Annotated in this window: 18 protein-coding genes, 1 tRNA gene and 2 pseudogenes; 11 read left to right on the top strand and 10 right to left on the bottom strand. The window is 69.1% G+C overall.

Translation table 11 applies throughout. From position 1 onward, the window contains the following. The coding region (locus tag ACIBL4_RS26315; protein WP_399414133.1) for a (Fe-S)-binding protein at positions 1 to 768 on the top strand (768 nt) is incomplete at its 5' end. A 120-nt stretch (positions 769 to 888) separates the two neighbouring features. On the opposite strand, the gene ACIBL4_RS26310 is transcribed toward ACIBL4_RS26315, so the two are convergent. The 3 genes from ACIBL4_RS26310 to ACIBL4_RS26300 form a co-directional block, all read right to left on the bottom strand. Then, positions 889 to 1,278: a hypothetical protein gene (locus tag ACIBL4_RS26310; RefSeq protein WP_399414132.1), complete on the bottom strand. Its 390-nt coding sequence runs from the start codon at positions 1,276 to 1,278 to the stop codon at positions 889 to 891. 20 nt (positions 1,279 to 1,298) lie between these two features. Beyond that, the gene (locus tag ACIBL4_RS26305) at positions 1,299 to 2,372 is read right to left on the bottom strand and encodes a lysostaphin resistance A-like protein (RefSeq protein WP_399414130.1); all 1,074 of its coding nucleotides are present in this window, start codon (positions 2,370 to 2,372) and stop codon (positions 1,299 to 1,301) included. 562 nt (positions 2,373 to 2,934) lie between these two features. Then, positions 2,935 to 3,681: an alpha/beta hydrolase gene (locus ACIBL4_RS26300; RefSeq protein ID WP_399414128.1), complete on the bottom strand. Its 747-nt coding sequence runs from the start codon at positions 3,679 to 3,681 to the stop codon at positions 2,935 to 2,937. Positions 3,682 to 4,098: 417 nt separating this feature from the next. Here ACIBL4_RS26300 and ACIBL4_RS26295 point away from each other — a divergent pair, with 417 nt between their 5' ends. The 6 genes from ACIBL4_RS26295 (at position 4,099) to ACIBL4_RS26270 (ending at position 12,668) form a co-directional block, all read left to right on the top strand. Then, entirely contained in the window at positions 4,099 to 5,643 is a 1,545-nt protein-coding gene (locus ACIBL4_RS26295; RefSeq protein ID WP_399414126.1) for a VCBS repeat-containing protein, read from the top strand. A gap of 89 nt (positions 5,644 to 5,732) precedes the next feature. Further along, on the top strand, positions 5,733 to 7,139 hold the full coding sequence (locus tag ACIBL4_RS26290; RefSeq protein WP_399414123.1) for an FG-GAP-like repeat-containing protein: 1,407 nt from the start codon (positions 5,733 to 5,735) through the stop codon (positions 7,137 to 7,139). Positions 7,140 to 7,246: 107 nt separating this feature from the next. Then, entirely contained in the window at positions 7,247 to 8,674 is a 1,428-nt protein-coding gene (locus tag ACIBL4_RS26285; RefSeq protein ID WP_399414121.1) for an FG-GAP-like repeat-containing protein, read from the top strand. 25 nt (positions 8,675 to 8,699) lie between these two features. Next, on the top strand, positions 8,700 to 10,148 hold the full coding sequence (locus ACIBL4_RS26280; RefSeq protein ID WP_399414119.1) for an FG-GAP repeat domain-containing protein: 1,449 nt from the start codon (positions 8,700 to 8,702) through the stop codon (positions 10,146 to 10,148). 28 nt (positions 10,149 to 10,176) lie between these two features. Next, a complete protein-coding gene (locus ACIBL4_RS26275; protein ID WP_399414117.1) occupies positions 10,177 to 11,529 on the top strand; it encodes an FG-GAP and VCBS repeat-containing protein in 1,353 nt (450 codons plus the stop codon). Between the two features lie 125 nt (positions 11,530 to 11,654). After that, on the top strand, positions 11,655 to 12,668 hold the full coding sequence (locus ACIBL4_RS26270) for a Yip1 family protein (protein ID WP_243379803.1): 1,014 nt from the start codon (positions 11,655 to 11,657) through the stop codon (positions 12,666 to 12,668). Between the two features lie 88 nt (positions 12,669 to 12,756). Here the strand turns inward: ACIBL4_RS26270 and ACIBL4_RS26265 are convergent, their stop codons facing one another. After that, positions 12,757 to 13,254: a phosphoribosyltransferase gene (locus ACIBL4_RS26265; RefSeq protein WP_399414173.1), complete on the bottom strand. Its 498-nt coding sequence runs from the start codon at positions 13,252 to 13,254 to the stop codon at positions 12,757 to 12,759. A gap of 26 nt (positions 13,255 to 13,280) precedes the next feature. Further along, positions 13,281 to 13,856, bottom strand: a complete 576-nt coding sequence (gene dcd / locus ACIBL4_RS26260) for a dCTP deaminase (RefSeq protein WP_356922402.1) — start codon at positions 13,854 to 13,856, stop codon at positions 13,281 to 13,283. A 536-nt stretch (positions 13,857 to 14,392) separates the two neighbouring features. On the opposite strand from dcd, the gene ACIBL4_RS26255 reads away from it, so the two are divergent. The 4 genes and pseudogenes from ACIBL4_RS26255 (at position 14,393) to ACIBL4_RS26240 (ending at position 17,801) form a co-directional block, all read left to right on the top strand. Continuing rightward, a tRNA-Gly gene (locus ACIBL4_RS26255) sits at positions 14,393 to 14,466 on the top strand. Between the two features lie 222 nt (positions 14,467 to 14,688). Beyond that, positions 14,689 to 15,606: pseudogene (locus ACIBL4_RS26250) on the top strand (DUF1152 domain-containing protein); the annotation flags it as partial. 511 nt (positions 15,607 to 16,117) lie between these two features. Continuing rightward, the gene (locus ACIBL4_RS26245; protein WP_399414114.1) at positions 16,118 to 16,978 is read left to right on the top strand and encodes a neprosin family prolyl endopeptidase; all 861 of its coding nucleotides are present in this window, start codon (positions 16,118 to 16,120) and stop codon (positions 16,976 to 16,978) included. Positions 16,979 to 17,207: 229 nt separating this feature from the next. After that, positions 17,208 to 17,801, top strand: a complete 594-nt coding sequence (locus ACIBL4_RS26240; protein ID WP_399414111.1) for a hypothetical protein — start codon at positions 17,208 to 17,210, stop codon at positions 17,799 to 17,801. Between the two features lie 189 nt (positions 17,802 to 17,990). On the opposite strand, the gene ACIBL4_RS26235 is transcribed toward ACIBL4_RS26240, so the two are convergent. The 5 genes and pseudogenes from ACIBL4_RS26235 to araD form a co-directional block, all read right to left on the bottom strand. Continuing rightward, positions 17,991 to 18,341 (bottom strand): helix-turn-helix domain-containing protein, encoded by a 351-nt coding sequence (locus ACIBL4_RS26235; RefSeq protein WP_399414109.1) that lies wholly within the window; start codon positions 18,339 to 18,341, stop codon positions 17,991 to 17,993. A 9-nt stretch (positions 18,342 to 18,350) separates the two neighbouring features. After that, positions 18,351 to 18,737, bottom strand: a complete 387-nt coding sequence (locus ACIBL4_RS26230) for a type II toxin-antitoxin system RelE/ParE family toxin (protein WP_399414107.1) — start codon at positions 18,735 to 18,737, stop codon at positions 18,351 to 18,353. A gap of 782 nt (positions 18,738 to 19,519) precedes the next feature. Beyond that, positions 19,520 to 19,807 (bottom strand): annotated as a pseudogene (locus ACIBL4_RS26225) (site-specific integrase); the annotation flags it as partial. A 28-nt stretch (positions 19,808 to 19,835) separates the two neighbouring features. Next, complete coding sequence (locus ACIBL4_RS26220) at positions 19,836 to 20,219, bottom strand: VOC family protein (protein WP_399414171.1); 384 nt, start codon at positions 20,217 to 20,219, stop codon at positions 19,836 to 19,838. 2 nt (positions 20,220 to 20,221) lie between these two features. Then, positions 20,222 to 20,947, bottom strand: a complete 726-nt coding sequence (gene araD, locus ACIBL4_RS26215; protein WP_399414105.1) for an L-ribulose-5-phosphate 4-epimerase AraD — start codon at positions 20,945 to 20,947, stop codon at positions 20,222 to 20,224.

Raw genomic sequence — 20,947 nt, 5'->3', positions numbered from 1 at the left:
GACGAGAAGTGCACGGGCGACTCCGCCCGCCGTCTCGGCAACGAGCCCCTGTTCCAGGAGCTCGGCATGGAGAACGTCATGGCGCTGAACACGGCGTTCGGCGAGGAGATGGACGACGAGGGCAAGGTGACGCCCGAGTCGGCGAAGCCCAAGTCCGCGAAGAAGATCGTCGCGACCTGTCCGCACTGCCTGAACACACTCGGCAACGAGTACCCGCAGCTCGGCGGCGACTACGAGGTCATCCACCACACCCAGCTGCTGCAGCACCTCGTCGACGAGGGCAAGCTCATCCCGGTCACGCCGGTCGAGGGCATCATCACCTACCACGACCCCTGCTACCTGGGCCGCCACAACAAGATCTACACGCCCCCGCGCGAGATCATCGCCAGCGTCCCCGGCATCCGCAACGAGGAGATGCACCGCCACAAGGAGCGCGGCTTCTGCTGCGGCGCGGGTGGTGCGCGGATGTGGATGGAAGAGCGCATCGGCAAGCGCATCAACAACGAGCGTGTCGACGAGGCGCTGTCGGTGAACCCCGACATCGTGTCGACGGCGTGCCCGTTCTGCCTCGTGATGCTCACCGACTCCGTCAACGGCAAGAAGAACGACGGCAAGGCCAAGGAGTCCATCCAGGTCGTGGACGTCGCCCAGCTCCTGCTGGACTCGGTGAAGACGCCGGTCCCGGCGGAGGGCGAGGACGATGACGACGAGCCGCCGGCGGGCACGACGGACTCGGAGAACGCACCGGAGCCGGAGCCGGTGAAGTAGCCGGTTACCGCGGGTTGTTCTCGACGCCCCTGCCCGAGTTGTCGGGCGGGGGCGTCGGCGTTCCCCGCCGGATGCCGCCGCGCTGACCGCTGGACGCCGCCGGTCAGCGCGGGAGGGGTCTCAGTCGCGGTGGCTGGGGCCGGCCCCCGCCAGACCCGTCCCGAGGAGGATGTAGGCCGCGAGGGCCAGGAACGGTATGTGCCCGCCCGCCGTGTCGATGTCGTCGGTGAAATACCCGGAGACCCCTGCCCAGAACAGCCCACCGACGGCCACCAGCACGGCGTTGTGGGTCTCCCCCATCATCCGCATGCCGGCCCACAGCAGCAGGGGCATAAGAGCCCAGGAAGCGGCTGTGGTGAGCAGGAACTCGAAGGCGCCGGCCCACGTGTCGTCGTCGCTCTCGGCTGCGATGTCGCGTGCCCCCGCGAAGCCGGCCGACATGAGGGTGTGGCAGGCCGCGGTCGCGACGGTGACGGTGACGGCGCCTTTGACATGGCGTACGTATCGCATGGCGGGGATCCTCGCTCTTCTCAGGCCGTGGGCCCGGACGAGTGCGGTCCGCGACCGGGCAGGTCGTCCGCGCCGCCCGGTGAAGACGAGGCAAATCCAGGAGAGTACGTGATCCCGGGCGTCGTAGCGCTCTGCGGGGGCAGGGACGGTGGGGGCCATGCGGCGGGCGCGGGCGGGGCCACCGGCGGTGAGAGGCGCTGAGGCCGGCGGCGTCGGGCGAGCCACAGCACGAGTGCGGCGTAGATCAGGGTCGTTGCCATGTCCGCGAGGGCGAGTTGCCAGGGCGAGTCGGCGGCGGTCTCGTCGGACGACAGCCCGTCGACGACCGCGGCGGCGACGCCGAAGGCCAGCAGGTTGTTGAGGACATGCAGGGCGACGGCAGCCTCCAGGCCACCCGTACGGATGGTCAGCCACCCGGCGACCAGGCCGAAGAACAGCAGGCTGAGGAAACCCCACCAGGTGCCCCAGCCGTGGGCGGCGGCGAACAGTGCGGCCTGCGGGAGCACCGCGAACCACGGAGAACGGAGGAAAGCGCCGACGGCCTGTGTCAGCCAGCCCCGGAAGACGTACTCCTCGGCCGCCGCCTGCACCGGGACGAGGACGGCCAGCACGGCGAGCGCGCCGAGGAACGATCGCCAGCCCACCCACGCGCCGAGCTCCCCCGAGTCGGTTCCGTCGTCGGGCAGGAGGGCGGCGGTCAAGGCCAGCACGGCCACGGGGGGCACCGCGGCGAGCAGGCACCAGGCCAGCCAGCGCCACCGCAGCCGTCCCTCGACCGACGACAGGGTGCCGGGCGGCCGCCGCCCCGGCCACCACACGGCCGACAGGATCAGGGGCAGGGCGACGGCGATGGACGTCAGGGCCAGGGCCGTGTCGGCGAGCGGTCCGAAGTCGTACTCCCCGTCCGGGAGTTCACGGAGCCCGGCCGCTGCCCCGATGCCGTAGGACAGGACGAACAGCACGATGTTGAGTACGGCGTAGGCACCGAGAAACAGCAGCGTGCCGACCAGGGGCCGCCACCAGCGGTGATGGCCGGTGGAGCGGCCCATGCGGTGGTAGGCAAGGCCGGTGGGGTGCGGTAACGGCGTTGTCATGATCCCTACTATGCAGGGGATCACCTTGAACAGCACCGTAGTTGGGGCCGTGTCCGGATGCGTCGATCAGCCCGTGCCACTCCGGCTGGGCACACGCGCGCCTTCACCTTGGTCGGCTATGACAAACTCCGCGGCCACGTTGTCAGTGCCACCGGATACGTTGCGTACGCGCGGTCGGCTTCCGAGGTGTCCAGCTCTGCAGAGCAGCTGCATCCCCGGATCTGTCGGGGGCGGACCGGTAACCAGCCCGGGACCCAACCGACGACCGGGCTTCGTCGATGGCCAAGAGGAGACCTGCCAGCGCCGACCGCGCGCCCCTCCAGACCAGGAGAATGCACTCGGGGGAGACGGGCGGCTGATCAGCGGGTTTCACGGAGATGGCCGCCCCACGCTCAGGGCGGGAAGCCCTTCCTGTAGTCGTCGTGTCTGCGGTTCCGCCTCCGGTGATTCGGGAGCCGGAAAGGCGCAACGGGCCCCTGCCGGGAGTTCAGCAGGGGCCCACGGTGCGGAGGCCTGCGGAGGGCCGGTCTGACGGCCCGGCCTCACATCTGACGGCCCGGCCTCACTTCAGATGCCGGGTGAAGAACTGGGCCGCGGTGTCCGCCGCGAACTGTGGGACGCCGGTGTGGCCCCCCATGTTGGCGTGCAGGGACTTCTCCTTGGAGCCGAAGGCGTCGAACAGGTCCAGGGCCGCCTGCCGGTCGTTCCCCTCGTCGTCCCACTGCAGCAGGACATGCAGCGGAATGGTGACCTGCCGGGCCTCCTCGAACATGGCGCGAGGCACGAAACTCCCGGCGAAGAGACCGGCGGCCACGATGCGCGGCTCGACCACCGCCAGCCGGATGCCGATGGAGATCACTCCCCCCGAGTACCCGACCGGGCCGCCGATCTCGGGCAGCGACAGGAGGGCGTCCAGCGCGGCCTGCCATTCCGGGACGGCCTTGTCGACCAGCGGGAGGACGAGGGCGTCGACGATCTCGTCGCCGACCGGCTCGCCGGCCTCCAACGCCCGGCGCAGGTCGGCGCGGGCCTGCTCGAGGGCGGGCCAGCGAGGCCGGTCGCCGTTTCCGGGGAGCTCGATGGTGGCCGTGGCGAAGCCCTCCGCCGCGGAATGCCGGGCCCGGGCCACCAGCCGGGGGTACATCTTGCGCAGTCCGAGGGGAGGGTGGCCGAGCAGGATCAGCGGCGCCGGTGCGGATGCGGGCGCGGGCGTGGATGCGGGTGTCCACAGGATGCCGGGGATCTCACCGAGGGTGAATTCGCGTTCGAGGACGCCGTCGTCGAGGCGTTGCTCGGAAGTGACATGCATGGTCGTGCCTTTCGGGAGCACTGGAACGGCGCTCCCGGACGACCTGCCTATCGTCCGACCGTGACCCCTGAGGGGAGCACCCATGTCGATACTGCGTTCACGGGTACCACCTCCTCGATCTCTCGCACGGCCTTCGGAAACGTAGCAGCGGTCCTCCTCACCCGCCAACGGGTTTTCGCGGAGCCTCCGTGAGGCCGCCACTCGGCAAGCCGGTCGGCGGATAAGCCAGGGCCGCACCGGCCTCAGAGGCCTCGGAAATTAACCGAACTCACGTACAACCCTTACGTCCCGGCACAGGTCTCCTGATCGCCGACCACCCGTGAACGCCCGGACAACTCCCGGCGAACACGGACAGGACGGCCCCTCATCGACTGTGGATGTCCGCCAGGCATCCCCGCATGCAGCAGGAGACCTCGCATGCATCAGCACGAGCGCCCCTCCGGGCGCCCGCACGCGGCCTCGTACGCGTCGCACCCGTTCCGCCGCCCCCGCCTCCGCCTCGCCCTGCCCACCGCCGCCGCCGCGGCCGCCCTCACCGGCACGCTGCTCACGGTCACGGCCGGTACGGCGACGGCCGCGGACCCGACGCAGGCCCCGCGGGCCGACTTCAACCGTGACGGCTTCGGCGACGTGGCGTTCTCCGCCTCCGGCGCGTACGTGAGCGGCAAGAAGGACACCGGGCAGCTCGTCGTCCTGTACGGCACGAAGACCGGGGTGTCCTCCGCGAAGCGGTCCGTCATCAGCCAGAACACCGCCGGCAACCCGGGCACGGCCGAGAGCGGTGACGTGTTCGGCGCCGACAGCGCCTACGCCGACTTCAACGGCGACGGCTACGACGACCTCGCCGTCTCCTCCCCGCTGGAGGACGTCGGCAGCGACAAGGACGGCGGCGGTGTCGCCGTCCTGTGGGGCTCGGCCCAGGGCATCACCGGCAAGGGCGTCTCGATCGCGGACCCCGCCCCCACCCAGCACGACCGCTGGGGCAGGAACCTCGCCGCCGGGGACTTCGACGGCGACGGCAAGGCGGACCTGGCCGTCGGCACCACCTCCAACGTCATCCACGTGTACAAGGGCGGCATCAGCGCCTCCGGCACCGCGGTCAAGGGCCGGTACAGCGTCAAGGCGCCGATCCAGGCGTCGGGCGACGGATCCGGCCCGCTCAACCTCACCGCGGGCGACGTCAACGGCGACCGCCGCACCGACCTGGTCGTCGACGGTTTCGAGACCGCCACCGGCCAGTACTGGAACGCCAACTACCTCCTCTCCGGCACGTCTTCGGGACTGTCCGCCGCCGGCGCCCGGCCGCTGAAGGCCGGTGTCATCACCGGCATCGGCGACATCAACGGCGACGGCTACGGCGACATCGTCACCGGCATGCACTGGAACCGGACCGACGACGACGGGGTGTCCTTCCCCGAGGCCTCCGACGGCGGCAAGGTGTGGGTCACCTACGGCGCCCCGGACGGCGTCGGCTCCACCACCGGCATCACCCAGAACACCGGTAACGTCCCCGGCAGTTCGGAGCGCAACGACTACTTCGGCTACGAGCTGGACCTGGGTGACGTCAACGGTGACGGCTACCAGGACCTCGTGGTCGGCGTCGCGGGCGAGAACATCGGCTCGGTCGCCGACGCCGGCCAGCTCGTCGTGCTGTACGGCTCGGCCTCGGGCATCAACACCTCCACCGGCACCCAGTCCTTCGCGCAGAGCACCGCGGGCGTCCCCGGCTCGGACGAGAAGGGCGACTTCCTCGGCACCGACGTGAAGCTCGACGACGTCACCGGCGACGGCCGCGCCGACCTGATGGCCGGCTCGTTCGAGAACGACGGCAACGGCGCGGTCCTCTACCTGCCGTCCAGCGGCACGAAGATCACCGCCACGGGCGCCCGCACCATCTCCCCCAGCGCCTCGGGCGTCTCGACGACGGGCTACCCGAACTTCGGCGCGAACTTCGCAGACTGAGCCATCCCGCCGAGCCACCCCACCGAGCCACCCGCACCCCCCGGGGCCGGGCCTTCCAGGTCCGGCCCCTTCCCACCCGGAGCCCTCCCTTGCGCAAGCGCACCCTCCTCCTGGCCGCCACACTCACCACCGGCCTGCTCACCGTCACCCCGGCCGCCGCCGCGCCCTCGGGCCTCGCCGGGGACTTCAACGGCGACGGGTACCGGGACGTCGCGGCCGGCGCCCCCTGCACCGACGTCGGCTCGGCCTCCTGCGCCGGCGCGGTCGTCGTGCTGTACGGCTCGGCGTCCGGTGTCTCGGCCGCCCGCAAGGCCGTCATCACGCAGAACTCCACGGGCGTGCCCGGCACCGCCGAGTCGGGCGACCTGTTCGGCTCGGCCCTGGCCACCGGCGACCTGGACCGGGACGGCTACTCCGACCTCGTCGTCGGCGCCTCCAACGAGAGCATCGGCGACCGGGACGGCATCGGCTCCGGCACGATCCTGTGGGGCGGCAAGTCGGGCCTGACCAGCGGCAAGGGCCTGCCGCAGCCGTCGACGCTCTCCGAGTACGGCAACTTCTCCCGGGGCATCGCCACCGGCGACTTCGACGGCGACGGCGACACGGACGTGACACTCACCGGCCAGAGCCACATCCGCCTGTACCTGGGCCCCTTCACCCGCACCGGCGGCCCGCTGAGCCACTACCGCGCCGGCGAGCTCGGCGGCGGGTACGAGGTGATCGCGGGCGACATGACCGGCGACGGCGCTGCCGAGCGCATCCACCCGCACGCCGTGGACGGTGACCCCGGTGGCCAGATCTGGTACTACCGCTGGACCGGCACGAGCTACAAGTTCGCCGAGCTGCCGAACGCCGACGGCTACCCCGGTTCGATCGGCGACATCAACCGCGACGGCTACGGCGACCTCGTCCTCGGCGACTACACGGACCCGTACGACCTCAAGCCCGGCGGCCACAAGGGCGGCCAGATCACCGTCTGGTACGGCGGCCCGAACGGCCCCGACCCGGCGCAGCAACCGACGGTCGTCCACCAGGACACCGCGGGCGTGCCCGGCGCGGGCGAGACCGACGACGGTTTCGGCATGGCCGTGAGCACCGGCGACATCAACGGCGACGGGTACGCCGACGTCGTGGTCTCCGCCCCGGGCGAGGACGTCGGCTCGGCGAAGGACGCGGGCTCGGTGACCGTGCTGTTCGGCTCCGCCTCCGGCCTGAAGACCGGCAGCGGCGTGAAGTCGTACACCCAGAACACCACCGGTGTGCCCGGCTCCGCCGAGTCCTGGGACCGGTTCGGTTCCGCGGTCGGCCTGACCGACGTGACCAGGGACGGCAAGGCGGACCTGGTGATCGGCGTCGACGGGGAGAACTCCACGGGCGGCCTGTGGACCCTGCGCGGCTCCGCCTCCGGCCTGACCACGAGCGGGGCGCAGGGCATCACGACCACCGCCGTCTCCCTCAAGTCCGGCGCCAACCTCGGGTCGGTCGTGGCCCAGTGACGTCCCGTCAGCCAGTGACCTCTCGTCGCCCAGCCGGGCTCCGTCGCCCCGGGACTTCCCGTACGCCAGTGACGTCCCGTCAAACCTCCAGTGAGGCACGTACCGCCATGCGCTCCCGTATCACCGCCGCCGTCCTCGCGGCGGCCCTGACCCCGCTCGCCCTCACTCTCTCCGCCCCGGCCGCGCACGCCGCGACCCCCGCCGCCCCCTACGACTTCAACGGCGACGGCCGCACCGACCTCGCGATCGGCGCGCCGGGGGCCACCGTCGCCGGGCAGGCGAGGGCGGGTGCCGTGTCCGTCGTCTACGGCAGCACCAGCGGGCCGAAGAGCTCCACGCGCACGCTCCTGACCCAGAACACGGCCGGGATGCCCGGTGCCGCCGAGGCCGACGACGCCTTCGGCTCCGCGCTCGCCTCCGCCGACCTGAACACCGACGGCTACGCCGACCTGCTCATCGGCACGCCCGGCGAGGACGGCAGCGACAGCAACGACGGCACGGTCACCATCGTCTGGGGCTCGAAGTCGGGCCTGTCCGGGGCCCGTTCGCTGTTCAGCTTCTTCAGCACCGACTACGACCGGTACGGCCAGGCGCTGGCCGCCGGCGACTTCGACGGCGACGGGGACGCGGACGTCGCGGTCGGCTCCACCGGCCCGGTCACCCTCTCCCTGGTGTCGGGCCCGATCACCAGGACGAGCGCGTCCAACGGCGGTTCGGGCTCGCGCAACGACTCTTGGTCCTCCTCCACCGGCGTCACGCACCTCTCCTCCGGCGACGTCACCGGCGACGGCCGGCCCAGGGTGGTCCTGCACGGCCGCGCCGCGAGCACCGGCGCCGCGACCACCGCCCTCGCCGACCTGAAGATCGGCAACTACGTCGACTGGCTGGAGCGACTGCCCGCCGGGTCCGTCTCCGCCGTCGGGGACATCGACGGTGACGGCCACGACGACATCGCCGTGGGCAACGACCGGGAGCCGTCCGCCGACCCGGAGGGTGCCCTCGGCGGCCGGGTCACCGTCGTCCACGGCGGACCCGACGGCGGCATCGACACCAACCGCGCCCCCCTCGTCCTCACCCAGGACACCGCCGGGGTGCCCGGCGCCGCCGAGAAGGGCGACCGCTTCGGCAGCGACGTCTCCCTCGGCGACATCAACGGCGACGGGTTCGCCGACCTGGCCATCGGCACCGCGGGCGAGAACTCCGCCGCCGGTGCGGTCACCGTGCTGTACGGCTCGGCGTCCGGCCTCACCACCAAGGGCGCCACGTCGTACACCCAGAACACCGCGGGCGTGCCCGGCGGCTCGGAGAAGGGCGACCGCTTCGGCGAGCGCGTCACCCTCACCGACCACACCGGCGACCGCCGCGCCGACCTGTCCGTCTCCGCGCCGGGCGAGAACGCCGGCGACGGGGCGGTCTGGTCCCTGCGCGCCACCGCCACCGGCCCGACGGCCACCGGCTCCGTCAGCTTCGGCCCGGGCACGACCGGTGTCTCCACGGCCGGCACGCCGGGCTACGGCACCGCACTCAACTCCTGATCACCGACCCCCCGGGACTCCACAGATGCGCAAGCGCACCCTCTTCCTGGCCACGGCCCTCACCACCGGCCTGCTCACGGCCCTGCCCGCGACGGCGGCCACCGCCGCGCCCGCCACCGGCCCGACCGCCGACTTCAACGGCGACGGCTACGGCGACGTCGCCTTCGCCGCCCCGTACGCCAAGGTCGACGGCAAGGGCATGGCCGGCTACGTCGCCGTCGTCTACGGCGGCGCCACCGGCCTCGACCCGGCCAAGCGGACCGTGGTCAGCCAGAACACCGCCGGCGTGCCCGGCGCCGCCGAGGCCGAGGACACCTTCGGCGACGCGCTCGCCGTGGCGGACCTCGACGGCGACGGCTACACCGACCTCGCGGTCGGCTCCTCCGGCGAGGACGTCGGCACGGACGGCGACGGCGGCTCCGTCACCGTGCTGTGGGGCTCGGCGACCGGCCTGAAGAACGGCACCTCGGTCAAGGACCCGGCGGTCTCCGGGCACGACAACTGGGGCCGGCTGCTGACCGCGGCCGACTTCGACGGCGACGGCAAGAAGGACCTGGCCGTCGGCACCGGCTCGTCCCACGCCTACGTGATCCGCGGCGGCTTCACCAAGACCGGCACCACCGGCACCGCGAAGCGCGTCAACACGCCCGAGACGGCGTACAGCGTCGACGCCATGGACGCGGGCGACACCAACGCCGACGGCAGGTCGGACCTGGTCCTCACCTACCGCGTCCACCTCGACTCGGACGAGTCGGGCAGCTGGTCCAAGGGCGTCGCCTACCTCGGCTCCCCCACCGGCCCGGACACCTCCGTCCCCCGCCCCCTGAACGGCGGCACCTCCCTCGCCCTCGGCGACATCGACGGCGACGGCTACGACGAGATCGCCCTCGGCAACGTCTTCTCCAAGGAGGACGACCACAGCGGCAGCCTCGGCGGCCAGGTCGTCGTCATCCGCGGCTCCGCAGGCGGCCCGGTCAACGGCGACGCCCCCATGGCCGAGCTGACCCAGGCCTCCGAGGGCGTGCCCGGCGTCGACGAGGCGAACGACGGCTTCGGCGGCTCGGTCTCCATCGGCGACGCCAACGGCGACGGCTACGGCGACCTCGCCATCGGCGTGGTCTTCGAGGACGTCGGCACCCTCGAGGATTCCGGCGCCACGACCCTGATGTACGGCTCGGCCTCGGGTGTCTCGCGCACCGGCGGCCGCACCCTCACCCAGGCCACCGCCGGTGTCCCGGGCACCGCCGAGGCCATGGACTACTTCGGCTCGGACGTCCTGCTGGCCGACGTCTCCAAGGACGGCCGCGCCGAGTTCACGATCACCGCCGGCTTCGAGGACGAGGGCGTCGGCGCGATCACGACGCTGCGCGGCTCGGCCACCGGCCCCGTCACCGACGGCGCCCGCTCCTTCGGCCCGGGCAGCCTCGGCCAGACCCGCTCCTACGGCGCCTTCGGCGCCGGCCTCATCGGCTGACGGACCAGGACGAACCAGGGAGAATCCCATGCGCAGATCCACCACGACCGCCCTGGTCGCCGCCCTGCTGGCGACCGGCGTCACCCCCGTGTTCCTCACCGGTCCGGCCTCCGCGGCGGTGGCCAGGCACTACGACGACTTCAACGGCGACGGCCGCCGCGACCTCGCCTACGGCGGCTACGACGACGTCGACCGCGAGGGCGGCACCGTGACCGTCGTGCACGGCACCGCCACGGGCCTCGACACCGCCCACCCGAAGTACTTCCACCAGGACAGCGCCGGCGTCCCCGGGTCCGGGGAGGAGGACGACCAGTTCGGCGCGTCTCTCGCGAGCGCGGACCTCAACAAGGACGGCTACGCGGACCTCGTCGTCGGCAACCCCACCGAGCACGTGGGCAGCGCCGAGTACCGCGGCACGGTCACCGTCCTGTGGGGCTCGAAGTCCGGCCTGTCCGGCGGCACCAACCTCGCCCCGGCCGGTGGCGCGGGCGGCTACTTCGGCCGTGACCTCGCCACCGGCGACTTCACCGGCGACGGCTCGCCCGACCTGGCGGTGATCGGCGGCGAGGAGGCGTGGCTGTACCGGGGCCCGTTCACCAAGTCGGGCACGACCGGCAAGGTCAGCAAGATCGACAAGGGGTCCGGTGGCTGGTACTCCTCCGCGCTCGGAGCCGGAAAGGTCGACGGCGACGGCAGGACGGACCTGGTGGTGATCGGCACGGAGATCACCGGCAGCGACATCCGCGAGCGCGCCTGGTTCCTCAAGGGCACGTCCTCCGGCCTCGCCTCGGGCGCGTCCAGGACCCTCAGCGACCGGCAGCAGGGCCTCTACCCGAGCCCGGTCGTCGGCGACTTCGACAAGAACGGCTACGGCGACATCGCCCTCGGTGTGCCCGACAAGGACAACGGCAAGGGCGCGGTCACGATCTGGCGCGGCACGGCGTCCGGCCCGGGCACGGCGACCACGTTCACCCAGGCCACCTCGGGCGTCTCCGGCAGCCCGGAGGCCGACGACAACTTCGGCTACGCGATCTCGGCCGCCGACGCCAACGGCGACGGCTACGCGGACCTCGCGGTCGGCGTACCGCACGAGGACGTCGAGGGCCTTCAGGACCAGGGCGGTGTCCACGTCTTCCGCGGCGGCTCCGGCGGCCTCAGCGGCGCCCGCTCCTCCTGGATCGCCCAGACGGTGCTGGGCCCGGCCGACTCCCACGCCGCCTTCGGCTACACCCTCCGCCTGCGCGACCTGACCGCCGACGGCCGCGCCGACCTGGCCGTGGGCGCGGCGAACGGCGCGCTGCTGATGCCGGGCACGGGCACGGCCCCGACGAAGACCGGCGCGATCGCCCTGCCGGACCTCGGCGGGGCGCTTCCCGACTGACTGGCCGAGGCCGGCCCGGGCCCACCCGGTCCGGCCCTGTCGTACCCGGTCCGTCCGGCCCGGGAGACCCGTACGGCCGAACCCCTACAACCCACGGACCCCCAAAGGCCCTTACCCCCTAGGGGATGTCACAGCTCGGCCGCAAAGCCGGGCCCGGAAGCCCGGGCCCGGCACGCCATCGCCCGGGACCAGGTACGTTCGAAGACGTGGCTGGATTCAGGATCGGACGCGGCCGGAACAACGGCGCTCCTCAGACGCGACCGCACAACCCTCCGAACGGGCAGCAGACGCCGCAGGGACCGTCGTACGGCTACCCGCCGGCGCCGCAGCCGTACCCGCAGCAGCCGCCCTACGGCAACGGCGGCGGCCCCACCTGGCCGCAGCCGAACGCCGGGCGGCCGGGCGGCGGCTACGGCGACCAGGGCGAGCCGGAGTACTTCGGCGACGGCGCGTACCCGCCCGGCCCGCAGGGCCCGCACGACCCGTACGCGGCGAACAACCCGGGCCACACCCAGGCCTTCTCGGTCGGCGAGGACCCCTACAGCCAGGGCGACACCTACCGCGCCGGCTCGGCCGCCCCGCCGCCCGGCCCGGTCGGCCCGCGCCTGCACTGGAAGGCCCTGCTGAGGGGCATCGTCCTCGCCCCCAACCAGACGTTCCTCCAGATGCGGGACTACACGATGTGGGGCCCGGCCCTCATCGTCACCTTCCTCTACGGCCTGCTCGCCGTCTTCGGCTTCGACGGCGCCCGCAAGGATGCGATAAACGCCACACTCTCGAACGCCATCCCCATCGTCCTGACGACGGCGGTCGCGATGGTGATCAGCGCGTTCATCCTGGGCGTGGTCACCCACACCCTGGCCCGCCAGCTCGGCGGCGACGGCGCCTGGCAGCCCACGGTCGGCCTGTCCATGCTGATCATGTCCCTCACGGACGCGCCCCGCCTGGTCTTCGCCATGTTCTTCGGCGGCGACGCGACGTTCGTTCAGCTGCTGGGCTGGGCCACCTGGGTCGCGGGCGGCGCGCTGCTGACCCTCATGGTCGGCCGCTCCCACGACCTGCCCTGGCCGAAGGCGCTGGGCGCGTCGGCGATCCAGCTGATCGCACTGCTGTCGATCGTGAAGCTGGGCACGGTCTGAGGTCTGCCGCACGGCATGAGAAAAGGGGCTCCCCGGAAGGGGAGCCCCTTTTTCTGATGGCTCTTGATGGCTCTCGCAGCCTCTGGTCTCAGGCGTCGAGCACCTGGTCGGACCGCCGCACCACGGGCGGCTCCACGGACCACGGGAAGTTGATCCAGTCATCGGTCCGCTTCCACACGTACTCGCACTTCACGAGCGACTGGGACTTCTCGTAGACGACGGCGCTGCGCACCTCGGCGACGGTGTCCAGGCAGAAGTCGCGGACCAGCTTGAGCGTCTTGCCGGTGTCGGCGACGTCGTCGGTGATCAGTACCTTCTTCTCGGAGAAGTCGATCACGTTGGGGACGGGCGCGAGCATGACGGGCATCTCGAGGGTCGTCCCCACGCCCGTATAGAACTCGACGTTCACGAGATGGATGTTCTTGCAGTCGAGGGCGTAGGCGAGCCCGCCGGCCACGAAGACACCGCCGCGGGCGATGCTGAGCACTATGTCGGGCTCGTACCCGTCGTCGGCGATGGTCTGCGCGAGCTCGCGCACGGCGACGCCGAACTGCTCGTAGGAAAGGTTCTCGCGGACGTCACTCATGCTCGTCTCGCTCATGCTCGGGTCACTCACACCTGGGTCCGATGGAAGTTGAGGAAGGACCGGGAGGCGGTCGGCCCCCGCTGCCCCTGGTACCGCGACCCGTACCGCTCGCTGCCGTACGGGAAGTCGGCGGGCGAGCTCAGCTTGAACATGCACAGCTGCCCGATCTTCATCCCCGGCCACAGCTTGATGGGCAGGGTGGCGAGGTTGGACAGCTCAAGGGTGACGTGCCCGCTGAACCCGGGATCGATGAACCCGGCCGTCGAATGCGTGACCAGCCCGAGCCGCCCGAGCGAGCTCTTCCCCTCCAGCCGGGAGGCGAGATCGTCGGGCAGCGAGATGACCTCGTACGTACTGGCGAGCACGAACTCCCCGGGATGCAGGATGAACGGCTCGTCCCCCTCCGGCTCGACGAGCCGGGTCAGATCGGCCTGCTCGATCGAGGGGTCGATGTGCGGGTACCGGTGATTCTCGAACACCCGGAAATAGCGGTCGAGCCGCACGTCGATGCTCGACGGCTGCACCATCGACTCGTCATAGGGATCGATGCGTACCCGCCCGGCATCGATCTCGGCCCGGATGTCCTTGTCTGAGAGAAGCACGCCCCGAGGATACGCAAGGCGCGCGGAGCGACCACAACCGGACGTCTCCGCGCGCCTGCCTGCGTACTTCTGGCGGGCCGTGCCGCTACCGCCTCCGAGCCGCTCCTACCGCTTCTCGTAGCTCACGGGCACCACACTCCGCAGCCGCGCACATCGCGGACAGCGAAGCAGCCGGCCGGGGCCGAGCCGGTCGGCCTGCTGCATCGGGAACGAAGCGGTGGTGAACACGTGCCCATCCGCACAACGGACGACGGTGCGCTCCATCAAGTCCAAGAGTCCCTTCCCCAAGAGCCGCGTCGGGCTGCTGCTTGCCTGACGACAAAAGCCACAGTACGGGATCAAAGGGACGGCCCTCGAGGCGGCACTCCGGTCCCGCCCGGACCCTCGCCAGCGCCCCCACCGTACGCCCCAACTCCGGCCAGCCGCAGCCGCATCCCGCCCCTGAAACGCCCTCAGGCTCCGCGGCATGAACACCAGGAGCCTGACATGAGGTAAAGTGGCGACCGTTCGGACACCGACTCCGGTCGGTGTCTTACGCGGGTGTAGTTTAATGGTAGAACATCAGCTTCCCAAGCTGAGAGCGCGAGTTCGATTCTCGTCACCCGCTCCATGTGAAACCCCCAGGTCATCGACCCGGGGGTTCTTTGTTGTCTAGACCGGTGGGCCGGTCATGCACCACAACCGCACCATTAGCCTTTCGGCAACCTCCTCGCTGTGGTGCGCGGACGCGTCCTTGTGGTGCTTCGCACGCGCGGGTAGCGGTCGATCATGTAGGCCATCAGGTGCTCACTTCCTGCCGCTACCGTCGCAGTCGAGGCAGCGCCGCTTTGATCTCACCCCAGCAGTCTGGGCAGTGCCGGCCGAAGCTCGCCCGATCGCTCCGGCGGGTTCGACGCTCCCCCGACTCGCAGCAGAGCTCCGGCACACGTTCGCGCTGATCAATCCGCGCCATGGGGTCGAAGGCGTCACCCGCCAACTCGAAGAGCTGGTGGACCACTTGTCACCAGAGTCGATCGACCTCCTGGACGTAGGCGGCGACATCCTCGCCCGCGGCGATGAACCGACGCTGAAGAGCCCCCTCGCCGACGCCGTCACACTCGCCGCGTGCTGCCAGGTGAACGCTCCCATCCGCCTCCTGGTGACGGGCCCTGGTCTCGACGGCGAACTCCCCCTCGACGAACTGCGCAGCATGCTCGGCCCGGTCATCCACACCCTCACTGCGAAGGACGTCAAGCCGATCAGCTCGGTCCTGGAGTGGCACCCCTCCGAGGCAACCGGGATGCTCGCGGCGACAGCCCGAGGCGTACGAGGCACCTGCGAGATGCGAGACGCCGGCCTCCCGGTTCCCCTTACCGATGAGGGACCGACGGTGCATGAGGTGGACCTGGACCAAGCGCTGACTCGCAACCAGTTGGCCCGCGCCATCCTGACGACCGCCACCCTGGACGAGGTCGAGGCATACAGCCGCGAAATCTGCGGCTACTCGGAGATCGACTACGAGCGCAACAAGGCCACATGGCTCAAGGACCAGCCACCAGCGCAGCTCGACCCAGACGCCGCACTGTCTCAGCTCGACCAGTTCGAAGCCGAAGCCCGCAGCCGCGGAGTTACCCACACGACGTTCCGCCGTATCACCGAGGCCCTGAACCTCAACGGCTCCTTGCGCGAGGACCTGCGCCAGCTACTCATCAGCAGCCGTCCGAAGCAGTACGACGCTCCCTTGTGGCGCATCACAGCCACTACTGAGTAACAACCTTCTTCACGGGTTCAAGGCGGCTCGCTCCGCTCCCCGCGCGCGGCCCGGCCCCCGGCCGGGCCTGCGCTCCTGTCTCCGCCCCGCTCCAGCCCGGCCGGCGCCCGTGCCGCGCTCATGGCAATCAGCCACCTGATGCCAGAGAAGGGGTACGTCGTGGCTGGGCCGGTCGGCTCCACGGCTTTACGGAGCCACTTTGGCGCGAGCCTCGAAGATCATGGCCCCAACGTCGTGCTTTACCGGGCATGCCCACGGAGGTCGGGCAAGGGATCTGCTCCCGTCATTCCTTGAATATGAAATGGCCCGAGGGTGGCCTCCCCGAGATGCACGTTGCGCGCGCCAGAGACATCATGATGGAAAGGTCTAATGGAGTCCATCACCGTTCCGCCTACCGCAATCCGCAGGAATGGCCACCGAAGCTTCCTCCTCGACCAATTCCCGAGGGTAATCGCAGTCATCGCCGCGAGCTGACACACGGGCGGGCCTAGCTGAATTGGCGGTGCTCCATATGTTCACAATGCTCAGTGCCGCGATCGCGGCTCTGCTTACCGCAGCAAGTATTTCCGGGTCACAAAACCCAGGGCTATCCCAGCGCCTCTCCCTGTGCCAGACATCCGACGAAAAAGGATCCCACTGTTACGTGCAGGCACAAGTAACCGAAAAGGACAGTGGGCATCCAATGCATGGAGTAAGCGGATCCTTTACCGAACCACGAACACTTAAGGTCCCCAGGGGTGAGTACTCAATCGGTCAGTTGTGGCTCAACAATACAGACGAAAGGACCTACCTGAAGGCCGTCGAGTTCGGCTGGGTCGTAGCCCCTGGAATATGGCATGACAACAAGCCGCACCTATTCGCCGCCGTGCGGAATTACCCCCATGGAGGGTGCATACTGGGTGTTCCGGGAGACGAGAATACCTGCCCCAAAGGCACGGCACGAGATGAGTCAAATCCCGGTGGGATTAAGCTGGGTGATAGCGTGGGCGGCAAGTCCGCGTTTTACCACATCGGCTACCATTCAGACAGTCGTAGATGGTGGATCCAGTACGACAGTCATTGGATAGCTTCGATTTCCGATAACTATTGGGGTGGAAAATTCAAGAATGGGAACTTGCTGCAATGGGGCGGTGAAGTTTCGGCCGATCAAGGGAATCCGTGCATCCCTATGGGCAATGGGCGCCTTGGGGTCGACGCTAATTCGGCAAAAGTGACCGAAATGGGTTACGAGTATATGGAAAATGGTAACTCTAAGCTTGCTCCAGCCAAAGCAGAACTCTCGCAGCTGACAGATCGCCGCTTCTGGAATACCAACGTAGAACACGGAGACACGTTCCGTGAATTTCGGTACGGTGGGCCCGGAAAATGCTGACACATCGTTCATGCCGATCGTGGCAATGCGCCGCTTCTTGGTGATCTGCCGCACAGGCGCAGTCCTAGGAAATTGCCCCCCCATATACACAAGCGAAGTGGGCCAAGGGTGGTCCTACGACCCCAGGGGGGCTCCCTCACGCGAGAAACGGCGTTCTGCACGCATCGTTTTTGATTCTACGCCAACTTATCAGGTGGTCGACAAAGGGGCGAAGGACAGGTGAACGAACATGTTGAACGCCAAAATTTGCTCACTGGCAGCTGCTGCCATAGTGGCGACTTCGGCGATATCTCCGTGGTCTACCTCGGCGTCAGCCCAGGCGTATACGCCAACCCGCCCTCCTGAAAGCGGATGGTATAACACCGGGCCGGAGGAGCAGAACCAGATATTCGACAGCGGAAGTGTTCGCATAAGTTGGGGGCCCGTCTACGTGGAGGTTCCTAACGCAGACGGTGACCCTTCGTGGATCTATTACGTCATTCGGTACGAAAACTATAGCGGCACCCCTGAGGAGCTGGACTGCGAGGGGTACGCGCAGCCAGATACCGCCAAACAATTGATTGCGCCGACAGAAAATGACCTAGGCGAGCCTTTCTATGCCGCGCAGACTGTCTGCAGTGACGCTGGCGGTCAATGGAGCACAACGCTTTCGCCGGGAGAGACCCTCGAACTGGGGGCGTGGTTCGACGAGGTTCCGTCGATCGGCAATGTCGTGTCGCTGGAACTACAGGACGAATTTGGCTATCCGGGGTATTCCGAATATCAGAACCCATATTGGGAACGATACGATGGACCTGCCCGGGAGGCGCCCGGCAGCCCATGATAGAGAAAATCGGGCTAACGCTGCAGTGTTAGAACGTGCCCCAGTCCCGTAGGGGGCCATCCGACCGCATGGTAGGGAGTTCGTGCCAGACCCGTGCCAGATCCTGCGGGGAACCACGGGGAACACCGGGGAACCAGCGGATCGCCCAGAGCGGGGCACTACATGGGACGACTCCAACGCCTTTGTAGGCTACGCCGCCGCGCTGCCCTGATCATCACTTGCCGGCATCCGCAGCGTGTGATCACCGAAGTCGGCGACCAGGTCCAACCTGCCGCCGAGCGCCTCGACGTAACGTGCAATGACATCGAGAGTAGCGACCTCACCGTGTTCGATCTGGGATACGCGAGCGATGCTCACACCCATGCGGGCAGCCACGTCCCTCTGGGCCAACCCGTACTGCTTGCGCGCCTCGGCGAGTTGATGCCCACGGGCTTCCGCCAGCAGACGACGTGAACCAGCTTCCACCTCAGCGGGATCCACACCGGCCGAGTACAGCTCCTGCTCCAGGGTCTCCCAGTCCTGCGGGGCCTTCTTGGGCATGCTTACTCCTCAGTCGTCCGTGTCACCGGTGTAGTCGTCGTAGAGCTGTTCAGCCAGAGGAATGTTGTCGCGGTACCAACGATCCCAGTTTCCCGCCTTGTCGCCGCCGAGGAGTAGCAGGGCCGAACGAGTCGGATCAAAGGCGAAGATGATCCGAATCTCGGACCGGCCACCCGATCCCGGCCTCAGCTCCTTGAGGTGATGCAGGTCCGATCCCTTCAGCCGGTCTACAAGAGGACGGCCCAGAGTTGGACCAGCGTCACGCAGCGCGGCAACGGCCTGGGCGACCTGGGAGGCAGAACCGAGATCCTCCTTGATCAGCTGCCGGAACCACTCCGCGTACTCATCGGTGACCTTGATCGTCCAGCTCAAGACGACTCCCCTCGACACCAGCATGAGGAGTTTAAGGTTTTCCTTAAACGGCGGCAAGCTAACTGTTCCGGCACTGACGCCGCCGGCAGGACTCCCTCATGGGCCACCGCCCCTGGTGGGAGGTCCCGAATCTCTCACCACACGCAGAAGCTCACGCCACGCGTGAATAACGGCACCCACGTCCAGCAGGAGTTCTCGCACCTGGCGGAGCAGCACGCGCATCACGAACAGTCCAACGGCAGCGGCCCATCCCACGGTGATCCACCCCATCGGGCTGCCTCCTCAGCTCGGCAGCAGGGTCCTCACCATGAGGAATGAGGTCTTTACCTGGAGAGGTAAATCTCTCGATCTTGAGTCGAGGTATCGCGCCGCACCCACCGCCTTGGGCACCAGGCTGCCCGTCATGGAGATCAAAGTCTGCGGCGTAGAACAGGCATTTTGTGATCTTGAAAACTAGGTCGGGGGGGCGGCATCCATGTGCAGTCGCGACGCCCCCGTCAGCCGACCTACGCGCCGACGAGCCCCGAGCACGGAGAAGGCGGCGCAGGCACGGCACTCGTCCACCTCACGGCGTCGTGCCCATAGCGTGCCCTTCAGAGCGGAGAACTACGGTCAACAGCGGTGCCACCAAGCACTCACGCCTGCGGGGACACAACGAATCTGTGCAGGTCAGCAGCCATGTGGGTACCCAAGCGCCGTCGCTTCCCAAGCTGAGAGCGCGAGTTCGATTCTCGTCACCCGCTCCAGTGCTTAGGCCCAGGTCAGAGACCGGGCCATTTTGTTGTCCGCTGTGATCACTCGCCGCGGGGAAGAATCACCGTCCGGGTGCCTGCCTCGGACTCGGTGTCGCCCTGGACGCGCCGCCCGTTCATCCGCTCGGGCTCGGCGAGGCGGACGCGGGGGCGTAGGTTGTCCAGGTCGACATCCCGGCGCCGGAGGCCGGCCGGCTCTTCAGGCCGCAGCGGACCGTAGGCGCCGAGGTAGACCATGAGCCGCCACCGCATGCCGACCGCGTCGGCGAGGGCGTCCACCTGGGCGACGGTGGGGATACGCCGCTCGGCAGCCCTGTCCTCACCGGCGCCGTTGATGCGGCAGGAGCCGGGATGGTCGCCCGAGTACTCGTCATGGCCAAACGTTGGCCTGTGCCCGGAAATGGTCGGGGTCGCTCTCCACAGGTAGTACGCACAGCAAATGACCACCGGGTACGCGTAGCACACGGCACTCCTGCCACTTCGAAACCTGCTCGGCGCCCAGGGCGATCAAGCGCGCGGTTTCCGATTCGACGTCGTCCGTCTCGATGTCGAGGTGGATACGAGGTGCGTCGTCGACCGCCTGGACTGCGGTGATCAGCCCGGGCAGAGCCTGGTGGAGCGTGGTGAACTGCGGTGCCGGGGGAAACGGTTGGGCGGTCACACCGAGAGCTGCCGACCAGAAGTCCGCTGCCCGGGCAGCCTCGGCTTCGGGTGTGTCGATCAGTACGGCGTATACGCGGCTTCTGTGCATCATCGTCACCGCGTCACCGGGGCGGCCGGATTGCCGTAGTAGGCGTCGGGGCCGTGCTTGCGGGTGTAGTGGCGCGCCAGGAGGTGACGAGGGGGCGGGGCGGCCGGGGAGAGGGACAGGGTGTGGAGGGCGATGTCGGCGACGGCCTCGCAGATGATCGCGTGTTCCAGGGACTTGCGGGCGGTGGCGCCCCAGGTGAAGGGGCCGTGGCCGGCGACGAGGGCGGCGGGGACCTCGACGGCCCGCTGGTCGTCGCCGTCGAGGAGGTCCACGATGACGTGACCGGTGTTGTACTCGTAGTCCTTCGCGCACTCCTCCTCGGTGAGGTCGCGGGTGACCGGCACGGGGCCGTTGAAGGTGTCGGCGTGGGTGGTGCCGAGGACGGGTATGTCCAGGCGGGCCTGGGCGAAGGCGACCGCGTGGGTGGAGTGGGTGTGGGTCACGCCGCCGACGGACGGGAACGCCAGGTACAGGCAGCGATGGGTCTCGGTGTCGGTGGAGGGGCGCAGGTCGCCCTCGACCACCGCGCCGTCGGACAGGCGGACCGTCACCAGGTCGTCGATGGTCAGGGCCTCGTAGGGGACCCCGGAGGGCTTGATGACGAACACGCCCGCCTCGCGGTCGACGCCGCTGACGTTGCCCCAGGTCAGGGTCGCCAGGCCGACCTGGGGGATGGTGAGGTTCGCGTCCAGTACCTCTTGGCGCAGGCCGTCCCGGACAGCTGTGGTCAT

The sequence above is a fragment of the Streptomyces sp. NPDC050416 genome (genome assembly GCF_044458845.1).
GTDB lineage: Bacteria > Actinomycetota > Actinomycetes > Streptomycetales > Streptomycetaceae > Streptomyces.
This window is presented reverse-complemented; position numbering and strand designations above follow the sequence as displayed.